General features: G+C 69.3%; 24 protein-coding genes. 18 read left to right on the plus strand and 6 right to left on the minus strand.

From position 1 onward, the window contains the following. Window positions 1–82 precede the first annotated feature (82 nt). The 4 genes from BKN51_RS11760 to BKN51_RS11775 are packed head-to-tail and all read left to right on the plus strand — an operon-like array spanning window position 83 to window position 2,838. Window positions 83–886 (plus strand): hypothetical protein, encoded by an 804-nt coding sequence (locus BKN51_RS11760; RefSeq protein ID WP_146044349.1) that lies wholly within the window; start codon window positions 83–85, stop codon window positions 884–886. Continuing rightward, complete coding sequence (locus BKN51_RS11765; RefSeq protein WP_101607676.1) at window positions 883–1,227, plus strand: hypothetical protein; 345 nt, start codon at window positions 883–885, stop codon at window positions 1,225–1,227. The genes BKN51_RS11760 and BKN51_RS11765 overlap by 4 nt, the downstream gene beginning before the upstream one ends. Next, window positions 1,224–2,177 carry an aldo/keto reductase gene (locus tag BKN51_RS11770; protein ID WP_101607677.1) on the plus strand — a complete coding sequence of 318 codons (954 nt, stop codon included), beginning with the start codon at window positions 1,224–1,226 and terminating at the stop codon, window positions 2,175–2,177. The genes BKN51_RS11765 and BKN51_RS11770 overlap by 4 nt, the downstream gene beginning before the upstream one ends. 55 nt (window positions 2,178–2,232) lie before the next feature. Next, window positions 2,233–2,838, plus strand: a complete 606-nt coding sequence (locus BKN51_RS11775; RefSeq protein ID WP_101607678.1) for a hypothetical protein — start codon at window positions 2,233–2,235, stop codon at window positions 2,836–2,838. Here the strand turns inward: BKN51_RS11775 and BKN51_RS11780 are convergent. Next, on the minus strand, window positions 2,835–3,353 hold the full coding sequence (locus BKN51_RS11780; RefSeq protein WP_101607679.1) for an NUDIX domain-containing protein: 519 nt from the start codon (window positions 3,351–3,353) through the stop codon (window positions 2,835–2,837). The two genes, BKN51_RS11775 and BKN51_RS11780, sit on opposite strands and share 4 nt — an antisense overlap. A 43-nt stretch (window positions 3,354–3,396) precedes the next feature. Between BKN51_RS11780 and dop the strand changes: the two genes are divergently transcribed. From dop to prcA, 4 genes are all read left to right on the plus strand, one after another. After that, on the plus strand, window positions 3,397–4,899 hold the full coding sequence (gene dop, locus BKN51_RS11785; protein WP_101607680.1) for a depupylase/deamidase Dop: 1,503 nt from the start codon (window positions 3,397–3,399) through the stop codon (window positions 4,897–4,899). Between the two features lie 97 nt (window positions 4,900–4,996). Further along, a complete protein-coding gene (locus BKN51_RS11790; protein WP_005150863.1) occupies window positions 4,997–5,191 on the plus strand; it encodes a ubiquitin-like protein Pup in 195 nt (64 codons plus the stop codon). 73 nt (window positions 5,192–5,264) lie between these two features. Beyond that, window positions 5,265–6,101, plus strand: coding sequence for a proteasome subunit beta (gene prcB, locus BKN51_RS11795; protein WP_101607681.1), 837 nt, complete (start codon window positions 5,265–5,267; stop codon window positions 6,099–6,101). 52 nt (window positions 6,102–6,153) lie between these two features. Then, the gene (gene prcA / locus BKN51_RS11800; RefSeq protein ID WP_101607682.1) at window positions 6,154–6,906 is read left to right on the plus strand and encodes a proteasome subunit alpha; all 753 of its coding nucleotides are present in this window, start codon (window positions 6,154–6,156) and stop codon (window positions 6,904–6,906) included. Between the two features lie 456 nt (window positions 6,907–7,362). Here the strand turns inward: prcA and BKN51_RS11805 are convergent, their stop codons facing one another. Next, window positions 7,363–8,001 (minus strand): RICIN domain-containing protein, encoded by a 639-nt coding sequence (locus BKN51_RS11805; RefSeq protein WP_101607683.1) that lies wholly within the window; start codon window positions 7,999–8,001, stop codon window positions 7,363–7,365. Between the two features lie 283 nt (window positions 8,002–8,284). Here BKN51_RS11805 and BKN51_RS11810 point away from each other — a divergent pair, with 283 nt between their 5' ends. Next, window positions 8,285–9,259: an ArsR/SmtB family transcription factor gene (locus tag BKN51_RS11810; protein WP_101607684.1), complete on the plus strand. Its 975-nt coding sequence runs from the start codon at window positions 8,285–8,287 to the stop codon at window positions 9,257–9,259. Here BKN51_RS11810 and BKN51_RS11815 read toward each other — a convergent pair. Continuing rightward, a complete protein-coding gene (locus BKN51_RS11815; RefSeq protein WP_369862387.1) occupies window positions 9,256–10,677 on the minus strand; it encodes a bifunctional phosphatase PAP2/diacylglycerol kinase family protein in 1,422 nt (473 codons plus the stop codon). The genes BKN51_RS11810 and BKN51_RS11815 overlap by 4 nt on opposite strands. A 204-nt stretch (window positions 10,678–10,881) precedes the next feature. Here BKN51_RS11815 and pafA point away from each other — a divergent pair, with 204 nt between their 5' ends. From pafA to BKN51_RS11835, 4 genes are all read left to right on the plus strand, one after another. Continuing rightward, window positions 10,882–12,240, plus strand: a complete 1,359-nt coding sequence (gene pafA / locus BKN51_RS11820) for a Pup--protein ligase (RefSeq protein WP_101607686.1) — start codon at window positions 10,882–10,884, stop codon at window positions 12,238–12,240. An 81-nt stretch (window positions 12,241–12,321) separates the two neighbouring features. Beyond that, window positions 12,322–13,365 carry a WD40/YVTN/BNR-like repeat-containing protein gene (locus tag BKN51_RS11825; protein ID WP_101607687.1) on the plus strand — a complete coding sequence of 348 codons (1,044 nt, stop codon included), beginning with the start codon at window positions 12,322–12,324 and terminating at the stop codon, window positions 13,363–13,365. Between the two features lie 12 nt (window positions 13,366–13,377). Continuing rightward, window positions 13,378–13,719 (plus strand): ArsR/SmtB family transcription factor, encoded by a 342-nt coding sequence (locus BKN51_RS11830; protein ID WP_101607688.1) that lies wholly within the window; start codon window positions 13,378–13,380, stop codon window positions 13,717–13,719. A gap of 71 nt (window positions 13,720–13,790) precedes the next feature. After that, the gene (locus tag BKN51_RS11835; RefSeq protein WP_101607689.1) at window positions 13,791–14,654 is read left to right on the plus strand and encodes a TIGR03620 family F420-dependent LLM class oxidoreductase; all 864 of its coding nucleotides are present in this window, start codon (window positions 13,791–13,793) and stop codon (window positions 14,652–14,654) included. On the opposite strand, the gene BKN51_RS11840 is transcribed toward BKN51_RS11835, so the two are convergent. Genes BKN51_RS11840 through BKN51_RS11850 form a run of 3 tightly spaced genes read right to left on the minus strand, consistent with a single transcriptional unit; the run spans window position 14,651 to window position 16,774 of the window. Beyond that, the gene (locus tag BKN51_RS11840; RefSeq protein WP_101607690.1) at window positions 14,651–15,349 is read right to left on the minus strand and encodes an SDR family oxidoreductase; all 699 of its coding nucleotides are present in this window, start codon (window positions 15,347–15,349) and stop codon (window positions 14,651–14,653) included. The genes BKN51_RS11835 and BKN51_RS11840 overlap by 4 nt on opposite strands. After that, window positions 15,346–15,798 carry an SRPBCC family protein gene (locus BKN51_RS11845; RefSeq protein ID WP_101607691.1) on the minus strand — a complete coding sequence of 151 codons (453 nt, stop codon included), beginning with the start codon at window positions 15,796–15,798 and terminating at the stop codon, window positions 15,346–15,348. Before BKN51_RS11845 ends, BKN51_RS11840 begins: the two co-directional genes overlap by 4 nt. A 37-nt stretch (window positions 15,799–15,835) precedes the next feature. Next, window positions 15,836–16,774, minus strand: a complete 939-nt coding sequence (locus BKN51_RS11850) for an NADP-dependent oxidoreductase (RefSeq protein WP_101607692.1) — start codon at window positions 16,772–16,774, stop codon at window positions 15,836–15,838. Between the two features lie 103 nt (window positions 16,775–16,877). Here BKN51_RS11850 and BKN51_RS11855 point away from each other — a divergent pair, with 103 nt between their 5' ends. The 5 genes from BKN51_RS11855 to tatA are packed head-to-tail and all read left to right on the plus strand — an operon-like array spanning window position 16,878 to window position 19,865. Next, complete coding sequence (locus BKN51_RS11855) at window positions 16,878–17,309, plus strand: winged helix-turn-helix transcriptional regulator (RefSeq protein ID WP_101607693.1); 432 nt, start codon at window positions 16,878–16,880, stop codon at window positions 17,307–17,309. Window positions 17,310–17,318: 9 nt separating this feature from the next. Continuing rightward, window positions 17,319–18,299, plus strand: a complete 981-nt coding sequence (locus BKN51_RS11860) for a helix-turn-helix transcriptional regulator (RefSeq protein WP_101607694.1) — start codon at window positions 17,319–17,321, stop codon at window positions 18,297–18,299. After that, window positions 18,296–19,273: a helix-turn-helix transcriptional regulator gene (locus BKN51_RS11865; RefSeq protein ID WP_101607695.1), complete on the plus strand. Its 978-nt coding sequence runs from the start codon at window positions 18,296–18,298 to the stop codon at window positions 19,271–19,273. Before BKN51_RS11860 ends, BKN51_RS11865 begins: the two co-directional genes overlap by 4 nt. 9 nt (window positions 19,274–19,282) lie before the next feature. After that, window positions 19,283–19,492: a bacteriophage holin gene (locus tag BKN51_RS11870; protein WP_101607696.1), complete on the plus strand. Its 210-nt coding sequence runs from the start codon at window positions 19,283–19,285 to the stop codon at window positions 19,490–19,492. A gap of 37 nt (window positions 19,493–19,529) precedes the next feature. Further along, window positions 19,530–19,865: a Sec-independent protein translocase subunit TatA gene (gene tatA / locus BKN51_RS11875; RefSeq protein WP_101607697.1), complete on the plus strand. Its 336-nt coding sequence runs from the start codon at window positions 19,530–19,532 to the stop codon at window positions 19,863–19,865. Window positions 19,866–19,908: the final 43 nt, after the last annotated feature.

Genomic DNA, 19,908 nt, shown 5'->3' on the forward strand with positions numbered 1-19,908 from the left:
GCGAACTCAGTGAATCGGGAATCCACTGTGCACTCCAGCGGTTTTCGGACGATGTGTCCGACGCCTCCAGTACGTTCCGGGAATGGGGAAGAGGTTTTCCGGGATGCGGCGCCGTGCGACGGGCGAGCTCGCGGCCGCTGCGAGTGCCCTCGGCGAGACCGGCGGGATCCGGTGGGAGGTCGAACTCGATCAAGACGGACGGCTGACGGTCACCGGGGCGACGGCGGGCTGGGTCGCCGAACTCGCCGCGACGGTGGATCCGGTGGGGTGGCTGGCCGAGCAGGACGGGTTGATCGGCCTGACCGAAGGGGGCGGGCTCCTCCCCGCCCGAGGTCCCGAGATTCCGGACGGTCCGGTCCCTCCCGCGCTCCCAGCCCGGATGAAACCCGCGCCCGGCCGTGAGTTGCGCGTGTCAGGGCATGAGCGCGCCAGCGAGCATTGGGCGCTGCGCGTCCTGCCGGACGGGACTTTCGCGAACGGATCGGGGCGTTTCGGTCCCCTGGAGCCGAAGACCGCCTTCAAGGACGCGGACGATCCCGCGGTGGCCTGGCGCGAGTGCTTCCGTCCCGAAGACCCCGACATGTGGACCGAGACCGTCGAGATCATTCGCGCGGTCGTTCCCGCTCCGAGGCATCCACTCGTGGCGTCCTACGGATGGCTCGGCGCGCTGGAGATCTCGGCCGGGGGAGCGGTGGCCGTGGCGGGCCGCCAGAGCAGGGCATTGCTGGAACTCCTGGTGGACACGGGGCTGGCGGCCGACCCCTTCGGCACGGTGCGACGCTCGGCCCGGCTTCTGGCGGACCGGATCCCGGACGTCGGGGAACACACTCCCGGCGTGGTGGTCACGCTCGGCGCGCGTATAACGCCCTATACTTCCGGGCTGTGAGCGAATCCCCCGGGCGCCCGCGCGCGCCGATCACCGAGGCCGATGTCCTGGCGTGGCTGGAAACGACGGCGGCCGCCGTCCAGGCCGGGGAGGTGAGCGCTCCCGAGCTGATCGAGATCCTGGGGGAGCTGCGGCGCGCCTCCGCGGCCTGCGCCGACGCGTCCGACTGGGCGCTCCTCGCCTCCAGGGAAGAGGGCGCCAGCCTCCGTCAGATCGCGCCCGTCTTCGGCAAGGGTTACGTTCGGGCTCCGGCGGCCCGCCTCGAAAAGCTTCACCGGCAGGCGCAGAACTCGAGTCAATGGCTCGCCATCCTCCGCCACAAGAACGAAGGAGCCCGGTGACAGCCTCGGAAATCCCGGTCGGCGAACGGATCGCCGTCGGACTGGCGGCGCTCGGCAGGCCCGCGTACATCAACCTCGGCCGGGTCGACGCGCTGCCGCCCGGACGCGGGTTCGAGGCGATGCGCGCGGCGACCTACGACGTGCTGGACGACGCGTACCGCGCGGGCGTCCGCTGGATCGACGTCGCCCGTTCGTATGGTTCTTCGGAGGAGTTCCTCGCCGGGTGGCTCGTCGAGCGCGGCCACGCGGACGTGACGGTGTCGAGCAAATGGGGCTACCGCTACGTGGGGGAGTGGAAGCTCGACGCGGAAGTGCACGAGGTCAAGGAGCACACCGCGGCACGGTTCGCCGAACAATGGGCAGAAACCGTTGACCTGCTGGGGAAAGCGGTCACGCTCTACCAGGTCCACTCGCTCACTGTGGACAGTCCGCTGTTCGCCGACGAGCGGCTCGTCGGCGCGCTGGCCGAACTCGCGGCAGACGGCGTTCCGGTGGGATTCTCGACGTCCGGGCCCGCGCAGGCCGAGGCGATCCGCCGCGCGTTCGAACTGGAAGTGTCCGGGACGCCGGTGTTCAGCGCCGTGCAGTCGACGTGGAATCTGCTCGAACCCTCCGCCGGCCCGGCGCTCGCGGAAGCGCAAGCGGCCGGGAAACGGGTGCTGGTCAAGGAAACCGTCGCGAACGGACGGCTGGTGGTCGAGCCGCCGCCCGCACTCGCGCGGATCGCGCGCGAACACGAGGCCGGCCCGGACGCGGTGGCGATCGCGGCGGTCCTGGCGCAGGACTGGCGGCCGGTCGCGGTCATCGGCCCGTCGAGTACGGCGCAGCTCGCGGAGAATCTCGTTGCCACCAAGGTGAAGCCGACCGCGGACGAACTCGCGGAGCTGGCCGCGCTCGCCGAGGAACCCGTCGCCTACTGGCGGCACAGGTCCTGCCTCGGCTGGCATTGAGGGGCTGGACTAGTCTCGCGGCAAACGTCTGGCGGGTCACCGGGGAGGCTTGAGGGTGCGTCATCGGCAGGTTCTCGCGGTGGCGACGGTCGCGCTGTTCGGTTTGTCCGGCTGCGCGGACCGGCCCAACGACCTCGACACCTATTACGACGACCCGACGCCCACGCCGACGGTCGAACCTGTACAGCCTTCGGTCAAACCGCAGGCTGCCCCGGTTCCGCCCTCGTCGACCCGAGCTCCGGTCCCCGCGGCCGTTTCCGCCGCGTTGCTGACCGACGAAGACGTCGCCGAGGAAGAAGTCGTCCCGGGCGAGAGCAAGGTGTCCGGCTGTCTGACCGGTCTCACCCGCGGCACGAGCCGCTCGACGGCCTGGTCCTACCCGAGCGGCTCGACACTGGAACATCAGGTGACCGAGTACACCGACCGTGACGCTTCGGACGTCGTCACCCAGGCGGTCTGCGAAGGCAAGAAGCTCACGCTGACGAAGCAGTCCGGTATCGAAGTGCAGCGGGCTTGGTGTGAAGGCACGACGTGCACCGTGTTGCTCGCCAAGGGGAAGCTCGTCTCCGCGCTCAGCGTGACCGCCGGGACCGAGGCGCGCGCGACCGACGCGGCCAGGCGCCTGCTGCCGATCGTCGCGCAGCGCCTCCGTTCGGCCTAGCGGGCGGCTTCCCGCCGGAACCACTCCAGCGCGCCGAGACGTCCGTCCGGGATGAACCGGCTTTCGGGATCGTCGAGCCACGAACGCAACTCGTCCAGCGTCAGCCACCGTCCTTCGACCACTTCGGACGGCTGATGGACGAAGGGACCGTCCCAGCGCGTTTCGAAGGCGAAGTTGTGGCAGCGGATCGTGTCGTCGTCGGTGATATGGACGAAAAGCGGCCTCAGTTCCACTCCGTGAACACCCAGTTCTTCAGTCAGTTCCCGTCGGGCGCACTCCTCGGGCGTCTCACCCGCCGCGACGATGCCGCCCGCCCAGCAGTCCCAAGTGGAGGGATAGACGTCCTTCGTGGGGGTGCGCAGGTGCACGTAGACGGAGCCTCCGTCACTCGAACGGACCAACACCACGCCCGCCGCGTGCCAGAGTCCTTCGGCACGGACCCGGGACCGGGTGGCCGCTCCCACGGCGGTTCCACCGAGGTCATAGAGCGCAACGAGTTCGTCACTGCCTGACATGGGGGGCATCGTCGCACGCCTCCGACCCCGTAGGGTGGTGGGTATGCGGCGGATCATGGGAACCGAAGTCGAGTACGGCATCGCGGTGCCGGGCGACGCGACGGCGAACCCGGTACTTACCTCGACCCAGGTCGTGTTGGCCTACGCGGCCGCGGCGGACATCCCGCGGGCAAGGCGGGCTCGCTGGGACTACGAGGTGGAATCGCCACTGCGCGACGCCCGTGGTTTCGACCTGACCGGCCCGAGCGGCCCTGGCCACGATCCGGACGTCGAGGATCTCGGCGCGGCGAACGTGATCCTGACCAACGGCGCGCGGCTGTACGTCGACCACGCTCACCCGGAGTATTCGGCGCCCGAGGTGACGAACGCGCGCGACGCGGTCATCTGGGACAAGGCGGGCGAGCGGGTCATGGAGGAGGCGGCGCGCAAGGCCGCCACCGTTCCCGGCCAGCCGCCGTTGCAGCTGTACAAGAACAACGTCGACGGCAAGGGCGCGAGCTACGGCACGCACGAGAACTACCTGATGCAGCGGTCGACCCCGTTCACCGCGGTGATCGCGGGACTGACGCCGTTCTTCGCGTCCCGTCAGGTGATGACGGGTTCGGGACGCGTCGGGGTCGGGCAGCAGAGCGAGGAAGCGGGCTTCCAGCTTTCGCAGCGTTCCGACTACATCGAGGTCGAGGTCGGCCTGGAGACGACGCTCAAGCGCGGGATCATCAACACCCGCGACGAACCGCACGCCGACGCGGACAAGTACCGCCGCCTGCACGTCATCATCGGTGACGCGAACCTGGCCGAGTACTCGACGTACCTCAAGGTCGGGACGACGGCGCTGGTGCTGGACCTGATCGAGGCGGGTATCCGGTTCGACGACCTGAAACTGGACGAGCCGGTGCGCGCGGTGCACCAGATCAGCCACGACCCGACGCTCAAGGCGAAGGTGTCGCTGGCCAACGGCCGGAAGTACACCGGGCTGGACCTGCAGTTCGCCTACCACGAGATCGCGTCGGCGAACCTGGAGCGCACCGGTGCGGACGAAGCCTCCAAGGAGGTCCTGCGGGTCTGGGGCGAGATCCTGGACGCGCTGGCGCGGGACCCCCAGGAATGCGCGGACAGGCTGGACTGGCCGGCGAAGCTGCGGTTGCTCGAGGGCTACCGCGCGCGGGACCAGCTGGCCTGGGGCGCGCCGCGGTTGCGGCTGGTCGACCTGCAGTACTCGGATGTCCGGCTGGACAAGGGCCTGTACAACAGGCTCGTCACCAGGGGTTCGATGAAGCGCCTGGTGACCGAGGAGGAGGTGCAGGAGGCGATCACGACCCCGCCTTCGGACACCAGGGCCTACTTCCGGGGCCGCACGCTGGAGAAGTACGCCAGCTCCATCGCCGCGGCGTCCTGGGATTCGGTCATCTTCGACGTCGGCAGGGAATCGCTGGTGCGGATCCCGACGTTGGAGCCGCTGCGGGGCACGAAGGCCCACGTGGGGAAGTTGCTGGACGACTCCGCGACCGCCGAGGAGCTGGTGGAGGCGCTCACCGGTTCGGACTAGCGGGATTTCCTTTCATCGGGGTTAAGCGATCACGGATCCCACGGAATGTCGGGACCGCTGGGTAGGCTAGGAAACATCGGCCACACCGGGAGGCGAGATGGCTCAGGAAAAGATCGAAAAGCACGGCGGAGGCGACTCGGACGAAGAGTTCGAGGGCGGCGGTCCGGCGGGCCAGGAGCGGCGCGAGAAGCTTGGTGAGGACGTCGACACGATCCTCGACGAGATCGACGACGTGCTCGAAGAGAACGCCGAGGACTTCGTCCGCGCGTACGTGCAAAAGGGCGGCGAGTAACTCGTTCCGGGCGGCCGGGTGCGGTCGCCTGTGCGGAGCCGGCGGATCACACAGATTGGAACTTTGAGCACGTATGGAACACACCTCGGGTAAGTCGGCGCTGCCCGCCGCGTACTTCTCGTCGGCGACCTCGTCGTTCTCGGACTTCCTTCGGGCGCAGGCGCCCGAACTGCTCCCGGAACGGCGTGTCGCGGCCGGCGCGGGCGGGCTGGACGCGCCGCACGGTACGACGATCGTCGCGGTCAAGTTCGCGGGCGGGGTGCTGATCGCCGGTGACCGGCGGGCGACGTCGGGCAACCTGATCGCTTCGCGCGACATGGAGAAGGTGCACGTCACCGACGAGTATTCGGCGGTGGGAATCGCGGGCTCGGCCGGGCTGGCGATCGAGATGGTGCGGTTGTACGCGGTCGAACTGGCGCACTACGAGAAGATCGAGGGTGTTTCGCTCTCGCTCGACGGCAAGACGAACAAACTCGCCGGGCTGGTGAAGTCCAACCTCGAGATGGCGATGGCGGGCCTGGCCGTGCTGCCGCTGTTCGTCGGATACGACCTCGACGCGGAAGACGCGAAGCACGCGGGCCGGATCGTCTCGTACGACGCGACGGGCGGCCGGTACGAGGAGAGCGCCGGGTACCACGCCATCGGTTCGGGTTCGCTGTTCGCGAAGGGCTCTCTGAAGAAGCTGTACGACCCGGACGCGGACGCCGAAGGCGCGATCCGGGTGGCGGTGGAAGCGTTGTACGACGCGGCGGACGATGACACCGCGACCGGCGGACCGGATCTGGTGCGCCGGATCTTCCCGACGATCGTGACGGTCACCGCGGAACAGGGTGCGGTGGCGTTGCCGCTCGAACAGACCACCGCGGTGGCCGAGGCGATCGTGGCCACGCGATCCGAGCGCGGACGCTAGCCGTCCTCCCTGTCCCTTTTCCGATGAGAGCCAGAAAGAGCGGAGCCCCACAGTGACGATGCCGTTGTACGCCTCTCCCGAGCAGTTGATGCGGGAGCGCTCGGAGCTCGCGCGCAAGGGAATCGCGCGCGGCCGGAGCGTGGTCGCGCTGAAGTACCGCGGTGGCGTGCTGTTCGTGGCCGAGAACCCCTCGGCGACATTGCACAAGGTGTCGGAGATCTACGACCGGATCGGCTTCGCGGCCGTGGGCCGCTACAGCGAGTTCGAGAACCTGCGGGTCGCCGGTATCCGGCACGCGGACCTGAAGGGCTACCAGTACGACCGGCGGGACGTCAGCGCGCGTGCGCTGGCGAACGCGTACGCCGCGACACTGGGCAGCATCTTCACCGAACAGCTGAAGCCGTTCGAGGTGGAGGTCTGCGTCGCCGAGGTCGGCGCGACCGCGGCCGAGGACCAGCTGTACCGGTTGACCTACGACGGTTCGATCTTCGACGAGCCGAAGTTCGTCGTGATGGGCGGTCAGGCCGACACGCTCACCACGAAACTGAAAGAGAGCTACGAGCCGGACCTGGAGCTGGAGGTGGCACTCGGGGTCGCAGTGAAGGCGTTGCGCGACAACACCCCGACGCCCACGAACGGCGACTCGGACCCGGTGAAGCTCGAGGTCGCCGTGCTCGAGCGGGAGCGACGCGGCCGCAAGTTCCGCCGGGTCGCCGGGGCTGCGCTGGACGCGCTGCTGCCCGCCGAGCCGGAGAAGGACGAGTCCGAGGGTGACAAGCCCGAAGGCGAGTCCAAGAAGGACTGAGCCTCAAGTACGTGAAGGCCCCCTTCCCCGCGTCTGGCGTGGGGGAGGGGGCCTTCACGTTTGGGGGTCCGGTGTGGACGGTGGGCGGAGCGTGGTGGGTCGCGAGTGGCGGCTGCGGTCGTTCACGGGTCCGGGTCGTGAAGGGCCCCTTGCCTACCTTGACCGTAGTGATGGAGGCCTTCACTACCTTCGTGATCGCCACGGCCGCCACTTTCGCCCCACCCGCACCAGTGGTCACAGCGGCCGCGCGTGGAGGCCCTCTTCCCTCGCTCCTTGCCGAAGTACGTGATGGCCCCCTTCCTTGCGTCTAGCGCAAGGAAGGGGGCCTTCACGTACTTCAAGCGACCAAGGCGCCGGTACCGAGTGGGTCGGGTTGGTCGTGAGTGGCGATTCGGGTTAGAACGCGAATCGCCACTCACGACCGCCGGTCAGGAGCGAACCGGACCGTTCACGGCCTCAGGCGGGGCCGGTGCCCCACCACTGGCTGCGGCCACCGGCGAGGAAGCTCCACAGCTGGAGCCGCGTGCCGTTGGAGGCCGAGTTGCCCTCCGCGGTCAGGTAGCGGCCGCTGCTCGGGTTCTGGAACCGGACGTAACCCTCGGGGTTGACGGCTCCGCCCCACCACTGGTTCTTGGCACCGGGGATGTAGTCCCACAGCTGGACGATGGTGCCGTTCTGGTTGATGGTGTTGAGGTCCGCGTCCAGGTAGCGGCCGCTGGCCACGTTCTGGAAGCGGGTGTAGCCCTCGGGGTTGTCGGTGATGTAGAACGCCTGCTGGTCCGCGTCGAAGTTGCAGTCCCAGACCTGCATCTTGGTGCCGTTGCGGTTGATGGTGCCCAGGTCGGCGTCCCAGCACTTGTTCGCGTCCAGCCCGGACGGGATGAGGAACATGTCCGCGTCGGCGACGCCGGCCGCCTGCGTGCGGGCGCCCGTCGAGGTGCGCTTGACCGGGATGAGCTTGATGCCGTGCACGGTGACCGTCTTGAACCCGTCGCCGGTGGGCTGCGGGGCCGCGGTGGCGGCGGGCGCGGTGGCCAGGGTCAGGACACCGGCCGCGGCGGCGATGAGGCCGGCCAGACGCTTCATTTTCGTCATTTTTCCCCTTTGTGGAAAGCGTTTTCTCCCAGTGAGACGAAGGGGTACGGCAGGAGTCGTCAGGCCGCGTCGAAACGCGGCCCCTTGGACCTGTCGGTGATTTCCCCTCGTGGAAGGCTCCGCGTAAACCCCCGAGAAGCGGGCCCTCTGTGAACATCATTCAGGTCTGGACCACGGCCGTCGAGGAGATTTCCGGCAGCGGCAAAGCGGCAGTTCAGTGATGTAACGGAACGGCGTGGCTCGCGATCACACGGCGACGACTTCGATCTAGGCGAGGACATCCGTGCGTATCGAGCTGACGTTGCAGGACCTGACGCGCGTCCGGCTCGCGCCCGAGGCCGATCCCCTGACCGAACTCGTATCCAGTTTGCAAATCCTGCAGCGGCGCGATGCCGGCTCGGCGTTGTTCAACCGGTGGCGGCACCGGGTCCGGCACGGGCTGGCGGAGTCGGCTTCGGTGCTGCTGTGGCTGTGCCGCCCGTACGCGCCGATCCCGCCGTTCCTCGTTCCGGACGCCGGCGAAAGCGGTTTGGAGGCGGGGCTCGCGGCGGTCGCCCGGACGGGCTCGGTGTGCTTGAAGTCGGCCTTGCGGGACGCCCCGGTGAACCGGGAGCTGCCCGCCTGGGCGGCGGCATTGCCGGACGGTGACACCGCGGGGCTGCCGAAGCTCGTCCAGGCGATGCAGGACTACTTCGATCTGTCGTTGGCTCCGGGGTGGGAATCGGCACGGGCTCAGGTCGACGCGGATCGCGGGATGCGGGCACAGCTACTGCTGCACGACGGGGTGGACGCGGTGCTGACGAGTCTGCGTCCGCTGGTGCGGTGGTCGTCTCCCGTCCTGGAGGTCGGCGACGGGATCGTCGGCTCCTGCGGCGCGGGTGGCGCCGGGCTGGTGATCTCGCCGACCTACTTCGCGGTCTGCCCGGTGATCGTCCCGGCGGAGGGGGAGTCGCCGGTCCGGCTGCTATATCCGTCGGTGCGGCAGGCGGCCTCGTCGACCGGGTACGGCCGTGACGTGCGGAGGTCGCCTGACACCGCGCTGGCCGACCTGCTCGGGCCGACCAGGGCCGCGGCGCTGGCGGTCTTGGTGGTCGGGTGCAGCACGTCCGAACTTGCCGCAAGGCTGGGAGTGACGCCGTCAGCGGTGAGCAAGCACGCCACGGTGCTGCGGCGCGCGGGGCTGATCACCACCGAACGCGACCGCAACGCCGTGCTGCACTCGCTGACGCCGCTGGGCAGCGCCCTGCTCGAAGCCTAGTTCCGGTAGATGGTCAGCGCGCTGGGCCGCGACCGGAAGCGGAAGTCGTTGCCGAGCGGGCCGACCTCGCCGTCGGTGGCCACCCGGCGGTTACCGTTGAGCAACCGGACGTGCAGTTCCGGGACGTCGAGTTCCTGGTACACGTGACTGGCGTTGAGGCTGTTCGTGATCGTGGCGAGGATGAACCGGGCCCGCGAATACGGCAGGTCGGCCCGCAGGTAGCGCACGTCGAGAAGGCCCGTGTCGAGTGCCGGGCGGTGCGAGGGCGCGAGCCCCTTCGGCGCGTAGGTGCCGTTGCCGACGAACAGCAGCCAGATGCTCGTGCTCTTGCCGTTGAGTGTCACTTCCAGCGGCTTCGCGCGCCGGAGGGTGCGGGCGAGCGCGATCGCCGCGGACGGCCACTTGGGATGCCGCTTCTGCAGCTTCTCCCTGACCCGCACCATCTCCGGGTAGCCGCCGAGGCTGGCCGTGTTGACGAAGTACCGGTGATCGTCGTCGTCGTTGATCTCCACTTCGCCGAGGTCGACGCCGACGGCGTTGCCCGCTTCGGTGGCGGCGTCCGCGTCGGGCATCGAGCGCATGCCGACGTCACGCGCGAAGTGATTGAGGGTGCCCGCCGGGATGAGCGCGAGCGGCAGGTCGTGGTCGGCCGCGACGGCGGCCACCGCCGCGACCGTCCCGTCCCCGCCGGCCACACCGAGCGCGCGCACGGTGTTGTCGCGGGCGGCGATCTCGTCACAGAGCTGATCGCGGAGATCCCGCTTCGAGTCCGGGTACAGGATGGTGGCCTTGGGCCAGGCGAAGCGGGCTTCCTCGGTCGGGTCCTGGCCGTCGACCCCGGAGTGCGGGTTGACCAGGACGAGCATGTCCTCACCGTCGCGCATCTCGGGCGCTTCGGCGGTATGCGCTGTGCGGGCCGGGACGTCGGGGTTCAACGGCCACCAGTGGCGCGTGAGCAGCCCGGCGCCGACACCGATACCGATGCCCACGCCGACGTCACTGGGCCAGTGGACGCCGGTGTGGACCCGGGAGTAGGCCACGGCGGCGGCCAGCGGCACGAGGGCCGCGCCCGCCTTGGGCGATTCCATCGCGACGGCCGTGACGAAGGCCGCCGCGGACGCCGAATGCCCGGAGGGGAACGACGAGGAGGTCGGACGCCGGACGAGGCGCCGGTGCATCGGTACCTCCTCGGCCGCGGGACGGCGGCGAGGGAACAGCGGTTTGCCGATCAGGTTCGCCGCGGCGCTCGCCCCGGCGATGGCGGCCACGCCGCGGAGCGCGCCCCGGCGTGTCGGGCCCTTCTTCGCCGCGAGCAGGACGGCGACACACCACCAGAGCTTGGATTTGTCCGCACTTTTGGAGAGCGAGGTGATCACCTCGTCGGCCCTGGTCCTCGGCAGCGCCGCGCTCTGCGCCATCAACCTTCGGTCGGTCCGCCCGACCTTGCGGAAAGGGCGTTTGAGCTGCTTTAACACGAGTTCCCCACTTCCGGGCCGGGATGTCATGTGCGTGATACCCGATCGGGACATCCCGCACACCTTTCACCGAATGCAACGTACCTACCGCGTGTCGCAGCCCGAACGGCGCATCATCAGTGGGGTCTCACCGCCTACTCTGGTGGGATGCAGCGGCGGATCTTTGGCATCGAGACCGAGTTCGGGGTCACGTGCACCTTTCACGGGCAACGCAGGCTCTCTCCGGACGAAGTGGCGCGTTACCTGTTTCGGCGTGTCGTGTCCTGGGGACGTTCGTCGAACGTCTTCCTGTCGAACGGCTCGCGGCTCTACCTCGACGTGGGCTCCCATCCGGAATACGCCACGGCCGAATGCGACGACCTCGTGCAGCTGGTCACGCATGACAAGGCGGGCGAGCGGATCCTCGAGGATCTCCTGGTCGACGCCGAGCGGCGGCTGGCGGACGAGGGCATCGGCGGCGACATCTTCCTGTTCAAGAACAACACCGACTCGGCGGGCAACTCCTACGGCTGCCACGAGAACTACCTCGTGACCCGTGCGGGGGAGTTCTCCCGGATCGCCGACGTACTCCTGCCGTTCCTCGTGACCCGGCAGCTGATCTGCGGCGCGGGCAAGGTGCTGCAGACGCCCCGCGGGGCGGTGTACTGCCTGTCCCAGCGAGCGGAACACATCTGGGAAGGCGTCTCCAGCGCGACGACGCGTTCGCGGCCGATCATCAACACCCGCGACGAGCCGCACGCCGACGCCGAGCGGTACCGGCGCCTGCACGTGATCGTCGGCGACTCGAACATGGCCGAACCGACCACCCTGCTCAAGGTCGGATCGGCGAACCTGGTGCTGGAGATGATCGAGGCGGGCGTCCAGTTCCGCGACTTCACGCTGGACAACCCGATAAGGGCGATCCGCGAGATCAGCCACGACCTCACCGGCCGCCGCCAGGTGCGGCTCGCCGGCGGTCGCGAGGCGTCCGCGCTGGACATCCAGCGGGAGTACCACGCCCGTGCCGTCCAGCACGTCAAGGAGACCGGCTCCTCGCCGCAGTCCGAGCGTGTCGTCGAGCTGTGGGGCCGGGCGCTGGAGGCGGTGGAGCAGCAGGACTTCAGCAAGATCGACACCGAGATCGACTGGGCGATCAAGCACCGGCTGGTCGAGCGCTACCGCGCCAAGCACGACCTCGACCTGTCGAGCCCGCGCATCGCGCAGCTCGACCTGGCCTACCACGACATCCGGCGTGGCCGCGGCATCTTCGACCTGCTGCAGCGCAAGGGCCTCGTGCGCCGGGTCACCGACGACGGCGAGATCGAACTGGCCAAGGACACCCCGCCGCAGACCACGCGGGCGAAGCTGCGCGGCGACTTCATCGCCGCCGCGCAGGCCGCCGGACGTGACTTCACCGTGGACTGGGTGCACCTCAAGCTGAACGACCAGGCTCAGCGGACAGTGCTGTGCAAGGACCCGTTCCGCTCGGTGGACGAACGGGTCGAAAGGCTCATCTCCTCGCTCTGAAGTTGCTCCGTGAAGGCCATCCTGAGGAACGCTCGGTCCTCTAGGGTGGCCTTCACGGATCTTCGAGGGAGAGGTGCGCCGATGCGCCGTTCGTTGCTGGTCCTGCTGGGAGCGGTCGTCCCGCTGGCGTTCACCGGCGTCGCGCACGCCGCGCCGGAATGCCCCGACCCCGCGTGGACGGAGACTCCGACGGGCACGGACGCGCAGTTGCGCGGGCTCTCCGCGGTGGACTCCCGCACGGCCTGGGTCAGCGGCAGCAAGGGCACCGTCCTGCGCACCACCGACCGCGGCCGCACCTGGAAGCCCGTCGCACCGCCCGGAACCGAAGCCCTCGACTTCCGTGACATCGAGGCCTTCGACGCCGATCACGCGGTCGCCCTGTCCATCGGGCCCGGTGACGCGTCCCGGATCTACCGCACCGACAACGGCGGCAAGAGCTGGCGACTGTCCTTCCAGAACAGTGACCCCGTCGCCTTCTACGACTGCATCGCGTTCTTCGACCACCGTCGCGGCCTCGCGATGAGTGACCCGGTGGACGGGAAGTTCCGGTTGCAGTCCACTTCGGACGGCGGCCGCAGCTGGAAGCCCGTGCCCGCCGAGGGCATGGTTCCCGCGCTGGAAGGTGAGTTCGGGTTCGCCGCCAGCGGTCAGTGCGTCACCACGTCGGGCCCGCGCGATGCCTGGATCGCGACCGGCGGCGGGGCACGCGCGCGGGTTCTGCATTCCGGCGACGGCGGGAGGACCTGGGAAGCCGCCGACACCCCGTTGCCCAGCGGTGCTTCCGCCGGGGTCTTCTCGGTGACGTTCCGGGATCCGCGGCACGGCGTGGCCATCGGCGGCGACTACGCGGCGCCGAACGCACCCGGTCCCGCGGTCGCGCTCAGCGCGGACAAGGGACGCACGTGGCGGACACCGCCGGAGGCCCCGGTCGGTTATCGCTCCGGCCTGGCCTGGCTGGGGAACACGGTCGTCGCCGTCGGCCCCGGCGGGAGCGATCTGAGCCCGGACGGCGGACGGCACTGGCAGTCGTTCGACACCGGATCGCTGGACTCGGTCGATTGCGCCCGCGGCGCGTGCTGGGCGAGCGGGGCGAAGGGCCGGGCCGCCCGGCTCGCCGCGGGTTAAGCTCGAAGGACCATGACCGCACACGCCGAACCCGCCCAAGACACCACCGAGCACCTGGTCGAGGTGCTTAAGGCGCTCGCCAACCCGGTCCGGCTCCAGGTGCTCGGCTGGCTGCGCGAGCCGGACCGGCATTTTTCGCCGGAGAGGGCGATCGCCGACCAGAACGAGGTCGGCGTCTGCGTCAGTCACCTCCAGGAGAAGCTCGGGCTCGCGCAGTCGACGGTGTCGGCGTACATGGCGTTGCTGCAGCGTGCCGGGCTCGTCCGGTCCACCAGGGTGGGGAAGTGGACGCACTACCGGCGTGACGAACAGCGGATCGCCCAGCTCGTCGACCTGCTCGGACGCTCCATCTGAGCCTCCTCGGGAATAACATATCGAGAATCTGCGATACTGCGATATGTTGTACTCGACCTGAGGAGAGACAGATGGAACTGGGGCGTTTCGGGATCTGGACGTTCGACTTCGAGGATCAGCCCGCGAGCCTGCTGCGGGATTCGGTACGGGAACTGGAAGAACTCGGCTGGCCCGCGATCTGGATCCCGGAACGGGACGGCCGTGAAGCGCTGACCCACGCCGGATTCCTGCTGGCGTCCACCGAGCGGATCTCCGTCGTCAACGGGATCGCGCGCATCGATTCCCGCGGAGCGCGCTGGACCCACGGCGCGGCACTCCTGCTCGCTGACGCCTTCCCGGACCGGCATGTCCTGGGGCTCGGCTTCGGCGGTGCGCGTCCCGGTGTCAAACCGCTGGAGGCGATGAGCGGGTACCTCGACGAACTCGACACCGTCACCAGCGCGAACCCGCTTCCCGCGGCCCCGATCAGGCGGCTGCTGGCCGCGTACGGGCCGAAGATGCTCGGGCTCGCCCGCGACCGGTCCGAGGGCGCGCACACCTATCACGTGACGGTGCCGCATACCGCTCAGGCGAGGGAAGTGCTGGGGGACAAGGCCTTCCTTGGTGTCGAGCACGCGGTCCTGTTCGAAACCGACCCGGGCAAGGCGCGCGAGATCGCCCGTGCGCACCTGCACCCGTACCTGACGTCGCAGTACAACGTCGCCAAGTATCTCCGGCTCGGCTACACCGAGGCCGACATCGACGGCGGCCGCGGCAGCGATCGGCTCGTCGACGATCTCGTGTTCTGGGGCGACCTCGACACCGTCGTCGCGAAGCTTCACGGCCACCTCGACGCCGGCGCCGACCACGTCGGGATCCAGGTCATCGGGGTCGCTCCCGGCGAGTCGGCGATGCCGCACTGGCGGCGGCTGGCCGAAGCGCTGCTGCCGCGCTAGCGGAGCTGGCCGGTCGGGCGGACCACGATCTCGTTGACGTCGACCGAGGGCGGTTGCTCCAGCGCGTAGAGCACCGCCCTCGCGATGTCGTCGGGCTCCAGTTTCGGCTTGGACTTCGAGTCCTCGGGGATCATCGAGGTGTCGACCAGTCCCGGCTGGACCACGGTGACCCGGACGCCGGTGCCGATGGCCTCCTCGCGGATGGACCCGGCGAGCCCGGTCACCGCCCATTTCGTCGCCGAATAGAGGTTTCCCGGCCGGTGGTAGCGCCCGGCGACCGAACCGGTGAGCACGAGGTGCCCCTTCGATTCCGCCAGCGACGGCAGGGTCGCCCGCGCGGTGAGGGCGGTGCCGTAGACGTTGGTCAGCACCATGTCCCGCCATTGTTCGGGGTCCGCGCCGCCGTCGCCGAAGAACGAGACCACGACGCTCTGCCCCGCGTTGGCGAACACCGCGTCCAGGCGGCCGAAGGTCTCCTTCACCGTCTCCACGGCGGAGGACAGCGACTCCCAGTCGGTGACGTCCACCGCGAGCGCGAGGGTGCGATCCTCGCCGAACTCGGCGACGAGGGGGAGCAGCGCCTCGCGGTCGCGGGAGAGCAGCGCCAGCCGGAAACCGGCCGCCGCGGCCCGGCGTGCGGTGGCTTCGCCGAGGCCGCGGGAGGCGCCGGTGATCAGCAGTACTCGATCGTTCATGCGTCCAAACTAGGCGGCGTGTAGGTGTCCCACTCGGGCACCGGTTCGCCGACGAGGGAGGCGCCGAGCCGGTCGAGGTAGAAGTGCCAGCCCTTGAGGATGTCCGAGGTGTCCCAGTCGGTCTTGGGCAGGTGGTGCACGAAGTCGAGCACCGTGCCGTCGCCTCGCGGGCTCAGGGTCAGCTCCACCCGCCAGGTCGGCTCCTCGGTGTTGCGAAGATCCATGACCAGGCGTTTCGGCGGATCGCATTCGCGGATGACAGCGGCGGCCGGATCGGAGCCCTCTTCGGCGGTCATGGACAGCATGATCGTGTTGCCGATACCGGCTTCTCCCGTCCACGGGCCGATCCAGCGCGTCGTCCGGTCTGATTCGGTGAGCGCCGACCACACGTCTTCGATCGGGTCCGGGTACTCGCGCCGGAGTTCTATCCGGGTTTCCTCGTTGTCCATGACGCGAACATAACCGAGGGCTTAATTAAGCGTCAACTTATTCTTGGATCAGAACGAGTCGCCCGCGGAGGCCACCCGCCGCGAGGCGCTCGTGTGCCTTCGCCGCCTCGTGCAGGGGCAGGGTCTCCGCGACCCGCAGGGCGAGCACGCCGTCGTCGACCAGGGTCGCGAGTCCGGCCAGCGCGGCGCCGTCCGCGCGGATCCAGACGTGCCCGACCTCGATGCCGCGCAAGGGGATGGGCGCCGCTCCGGCCGCGAACACCACGAACCGCCCGCGGTTCGTCACGGCGTCCAGGGCTTCGAGTCCGAGCAGTGCGGTGTCGAGCGCCGCGTCGACGCCACCCGGGATCTCGACTCGCACGCGGTCGGCGAGAAAGTCGCCGCGAGGCACGAAAACCTCGGCGCCGAAGCCGCGAACCAGTGCTTCGTCGGCTGAACCGGCGACCGCGACCACCCGGAAGCCACGGGCCTTGGCCAACGCGACCGCGTAGCCGCCGACGGCGCCCGCCGCGCCGGTCACCAGGACCGTCGCTCCCGGCGGCAGATCGAGCAGATCGAGTGCCTGTGTCGCGGTGAGACCGTTCAGCGGCAGTGTCGCGGCCTCCACAGTGGACACCGTCCGCGGGGCGGCGGCGATCGCTGCCGCGTCGAGGACGACGAACTCGGCGTGCGTGCCGAGCGCGGCCGACGGCCGGTCCCGCAGGCCGATCACGGCGTCCCCCTCGGCGAACCCGGTGACACCGTCGCCCGCCGCGTCGACAGTCCCTGCCACGTCCCAGCCGATGCCGATCACCTCGCGCGGCGGGATGATCCCCGCCTCGGTCAGGAAACCCGACCGGGTCGCGGCGTCGACCGGGTTCACCGCGGCCGCGGCCACTTGCACCCGCACCTGACCGAATCCCGGTACCGGCAACGGGATCTCGGTGAACTCCAGGACTTCCGGACCGCCGAACCGGCGGACCACCACAGCGCGCATCGTTCTCCTCCAAGGGGTCGTTCACCGCGAACGTATGGGGAGTTACTCTCCATCGGGAAGTACGCACCTCGAGGTGCCCAACCCACGCGGAGGTACGGCGACCGTGGTCACGCGCACGGCACAGGAACGGCGGGACGAGGAGAAACGGGCCTACGACGCCTACCTCGCGGCCTGCCCGGCCCGGAAGCTGCTCGACGAGGTCTCGGGCAAATGGGTCAGTCTCGTCCTCGTCGCCCTCGGCGACGGCTCCCAGCGCTACAGCGACCTCTCCCGGCGGATCGCCGGCGTCAGCCAGAAGATGCTCACGCAGACGCTGCGGACCCTGGAACGGGACGGTCTGCTGACCCGCACCGTCACGCCGTGTGTGCCGGTTCGCGTGGACTACGAACTGTCCGAACTCGGCCGGAGTCTCCTGCGGCTGGTGGCCGGGATCAAGGACTGGGCAGAGACGAGGTTCGACGAAGTGGAGAGCGCCAGGGATCGTTATGACGCGCGATCGGCGGCTCTCACCATCGGGTCGGACGGCGCGGGCTAGGGTAACCGGGTGTCCACCGCACGCGCCGAACGATTGGTCAACCTGGTTCTGGCCCTCCTGTCCACCCGGCAGTACCTCACCGCCGAGCGGATCCGGGGCATCGTGCCCGGGTATGCCGACGCGGCCAGCGACGAGGCCTACTTCCGCATGTTCGAGCGCGACAAGACCGAACTGCGCGAACTCGGCATCCCGCTGGAGACCGGGCGCAACTCCGCGTTCGACGCGATCGACGGCTACCGCATCGCTCGCCGCGACTACGAACTCGGCGAAATCGACCTCGCGCCCGACGAAGCGACCGCGGTCGGCCTCGCCGTCCGGCTCTGGGATTCACCGGAACTGACCGGAGAAGCACAGGGCGCGCTGGTGAAGCTCCGCGCCGCCGGGGTCGAAGTCGACGACCACGCCCCGACCGTCGTCGAACCTCGCGTCCGCGCCGAACCGGCGTTCGGCCCGCTGCTCGCCGCCGTGCAGGCCGGGCAGGCGGTGCGCTTCGAGTACCGGCGCAGCGGTTCGGCCGAACGCAAGATCCGCACCCTCGAACCGTGGGGTGTGGTGTCCTGGCGAGGCCGCTGGTACGTCGTCGGGCACGACAGGGACCGTGGCGCGTCCCGGTGTTTCCGTCTCTCGCGGGTGACCGGGAAGGTCGCGGCCTTCGGCGAAGGCGGCGTCGTGGAGCGCCCGGAAGGGGTCAACCTGCTGCGGATGGTTTCGGCCAGCAGCAGTGAGGACCCGTCCGCGCCGACCACGGCGAGCGTCTGGGTCGCCGACGGCCGGGCCGCCGGGGTCCGCCGCCGTGGCCGGGTGGTCGGTCGCAGCGACGCCGGGGGAGAAGAAGGCGATCTCGTGGAGATCGAGCTGTACTATCCCGAATCCGCCGCCGACTGGCTCACCGCCCACGGTCCGGACGTCCTGGTCCTCGAACCCGACGTCCTCGCGAAGTCGGTCTTCAGCCGTCTCGAGGCCATCGCGCACGCGGGCGGTGCCCGATGAGCGCCACCGGACGGATGCCGCGCCTGCTCGCGCTCGTGCCGTACCTGCTCGCCCGGCCGGGTATCAAGATCACCGACGCCGCCCACGACTTCGACGTCACGCCCAAGCAGTTGCGCAAGGATCTCGAACTGCTCTGGATGTGCGGGCTGCCGGGCTACGGCCCCGGCGATCTGATCGACCTCTCCTTCGAAGGCGACACGATCGTCGTCACGCACGACGCGGGCATGAACCGCCCGCTGCGGCTCACCGGCGGCGAGGCGACGGCGATGCTCGTCGCGCTGCGGGCATTGGCCGAGACTCCCGGCGTACTCGACGCCGATGCCGTCCGCCGTGCCATCGCGAAGATCGAGGCCGCCGCGGGGCAGGCCCAGCCGTCCGGGATCGTCGTCGGCGGGGGAGTCCGCGAAGGAAAGAAGACCGCCGGCACCCGCGAAGCCGTCCGGGCCGCTCTCACCGCGAAGCGCGCGTTGCGGATCCGGTACTACACCGCGTCGAAGGACGAGATCACCGAACGCACCGTCGACCCGATGCGGCTGCTCATCGTCCAGGCCGTCGGCTACCTCGAAGCGTGGTGCCGCCGCGCCGAGGACGTCCGCCTGTTCCGGCTCGACCGCATCGACGAGCTCACCGTGCTCGACGAACCCGCCGTCCCGCCCGCGCACGCCCGGCCGACCGACATTTCCGACGGTGTCTTCCGGCCGCGTCCCGATCAGCAGGAAGCCGTTCTCGTGCTCGACCCGGACACACGCTGGGTAGCCGAGTACTACCCCTGCGAGGAACTCGCCGAGCTCGACGGCGGGCGCCTGCGGATCCGGATGCGGTACGCGGACGAATCGTGGATGGTCCGGCTGATCCTCGGTCTCGGTGGGGACGCGCAGGTCGAAAGCCCCGTCGTGCTCGCGGAGGCGGTTCGTCGACGAGCGTCCGACGCGCTGGCGCGGGCTCGTCACCTAACGTCAACCTACGAGCAGTAGGGTGACGCCGTGTCGTACCTGCCGAGCATCGTGCTCGCTATCGCCGGGCTGGTCCTGCTCTTTGTTCTGCTAATCAAATTACGCAGAGTCTTGCGCGTGCTCACCCATACGATGAGCATGGTGGCTACGAACACCCGAAAACGGACAGGGCTGCTCCGCGCCCGATCGGCCGCGCTCCGCGTGGCGATCGCGCAACGACGTGGGCTCGAAGACCGGTAACATCTCACACAGAGACTCGAGAAGGAGGCCGCAAACGATGAACGCGCTGCAGCCGTGGCACATCATCATCCTGGTGCTCGTCGTTGTTCTGCTGTTCGGCGCCAAGAGGCTTCCGGACGCCGCGCGGTCCATCGGCAAGTCCATGAAGATCTTCAAGGCCGAGACCAAGGACATGGCCGGGGACAAGGACAAGGCCGCCGAGACCGAAGAGGTCGAGACCAAGCAGCTGCCGCAGGCCACCACGCCCGCGCCCGCCGCTTCGACGGCGCAGGACAAGCAGGTCGCCGACCTCCAGCGTCAGCTCGACGAGCTCAAGAAGCAGCAGGCCCCCACGCCCGCGCCGGCGGAGCAGGCGCAGAAGAACGCCAGCTGATCGGCTGGCGAGCAGCGGTCTCAGCAAGCCCAGCGGAGCCTGT

The sequence above is a fragment of the Amycolatopsis sp. BJA-103 genome, assembly GCF_002849735.1.
Taxonomy (GTDB): Bacteria; Actinomycetota; Actinomycetes; order Mycobacteriales; family Pseudonocardiaceae; genus Amycolatopsis.

Coding starts and splice junctions, on each gene's coding strand:
- BKN51_RS11760 (WP_146044349.1), top strand. CDS start 83: ATGGGGAAGAGGTTTTCCGGGATGCGGCGCCGTGCGACGGGCGAGCTC.
- BKN51_RS11780 (WP_101607679.1), bottom strand. CDS start 3,353: ATGTCAGGCAGTGACGAACTCGTTGCGCTCTATGACCTCGGTGGAACC.
- dop (WP_101607680.1), top strand. CDS start 3,397: ATGCGGCGGATCATGGGAACCGAAGTCGAGTACGGCATCGCGGTGCCG.
- BKN51_RS11790 (WP_005150863.1), top strand. CDS start 4,997: ATGGCTCAGGAAAAGATCGAAAAGCACGGCGGAGGCGACTCGGACGAA.
- prcB (WP_101607681.1), top strand. CDS start 5,265: ATGGAACACACCTCGGGTAAGTCGGCGCTGCCCGCCGCGTACTTCTCG.
- BKN51_RS11805 (WP_101607683.1), bottom strand. CDS start 8,001: ATGACGAAAATGAAGCGTCTGGCCGGCCTCATCGCCGCCGCGGCCGGT.
- BKN51_RS11815 (WP_369862387.1), bottom strand. CDS start 10,677: ATGGCGCAGAGCGCGGCGCTGCCGAGGACCAGGGCCGACGAGGTGATC.
- pafA (WP_101607686.1), top strand. CDS start 10,882: ATGCAGCGGCGGATCTTTGGCATCGAGACCGAGTTCGGGGTCACGTGC.
- BKN51_RS11825 (WP_101607687.1), top strand. CDS start 12,322: ATGCGCCGTTCGTTGCTGGTCCTGCTGGGAGCGGTCGTCCCGCTGGCG.
- BKN51_RS11830 (WP_101607688.1), top strand. CDS start 13,378: ATGACCGCACACGCCGAACCCGCCCAAGACACCACCGAGCACCTGGTC.
- BKN51_RS11835 (WP_101607689.1), top strand. CDS start 13,791: ATGGAACTGGGGCGTTTCGGGATCTGGACGTTCGACTTCGAGGATCAG.
- BKN51_RS11840 (WP_101607690.1), bottom strand. CDS start 15,349: ATGAACGATCGAGTACTGCTGATCACCGGCGCCTCCCGCGGCCTCGGC.
- BKN51_RS11845 (WP_101607691.1), bottom strand. CDS start 15,798: ATGGACAACGAGGAAACCCGGATAGAACTCCGGCGCGAGTACCCGGAC.
- BKN51_RS11850 (WP_101607692.1), bottom strand. CDS start 16,774: ATGCGCGCTGTGGTGGTCCGCCGGTTCGGCGGTCCGGAAGTCCTGGAG.
- BKN51_RS11865 (WP_101607695.1), top strand. CDS start 18,296: ATGAGCGCCACCGGACGGATGCCGCGCCTGCTCGCGCTCGTGCCGTAC.
- tatA (WP_101607697.1), top strand. CDS start 19,530: ATGAACGCGCTGCAGCCGTGGCACATCATCATCCTGGTGCTCGTCGTT.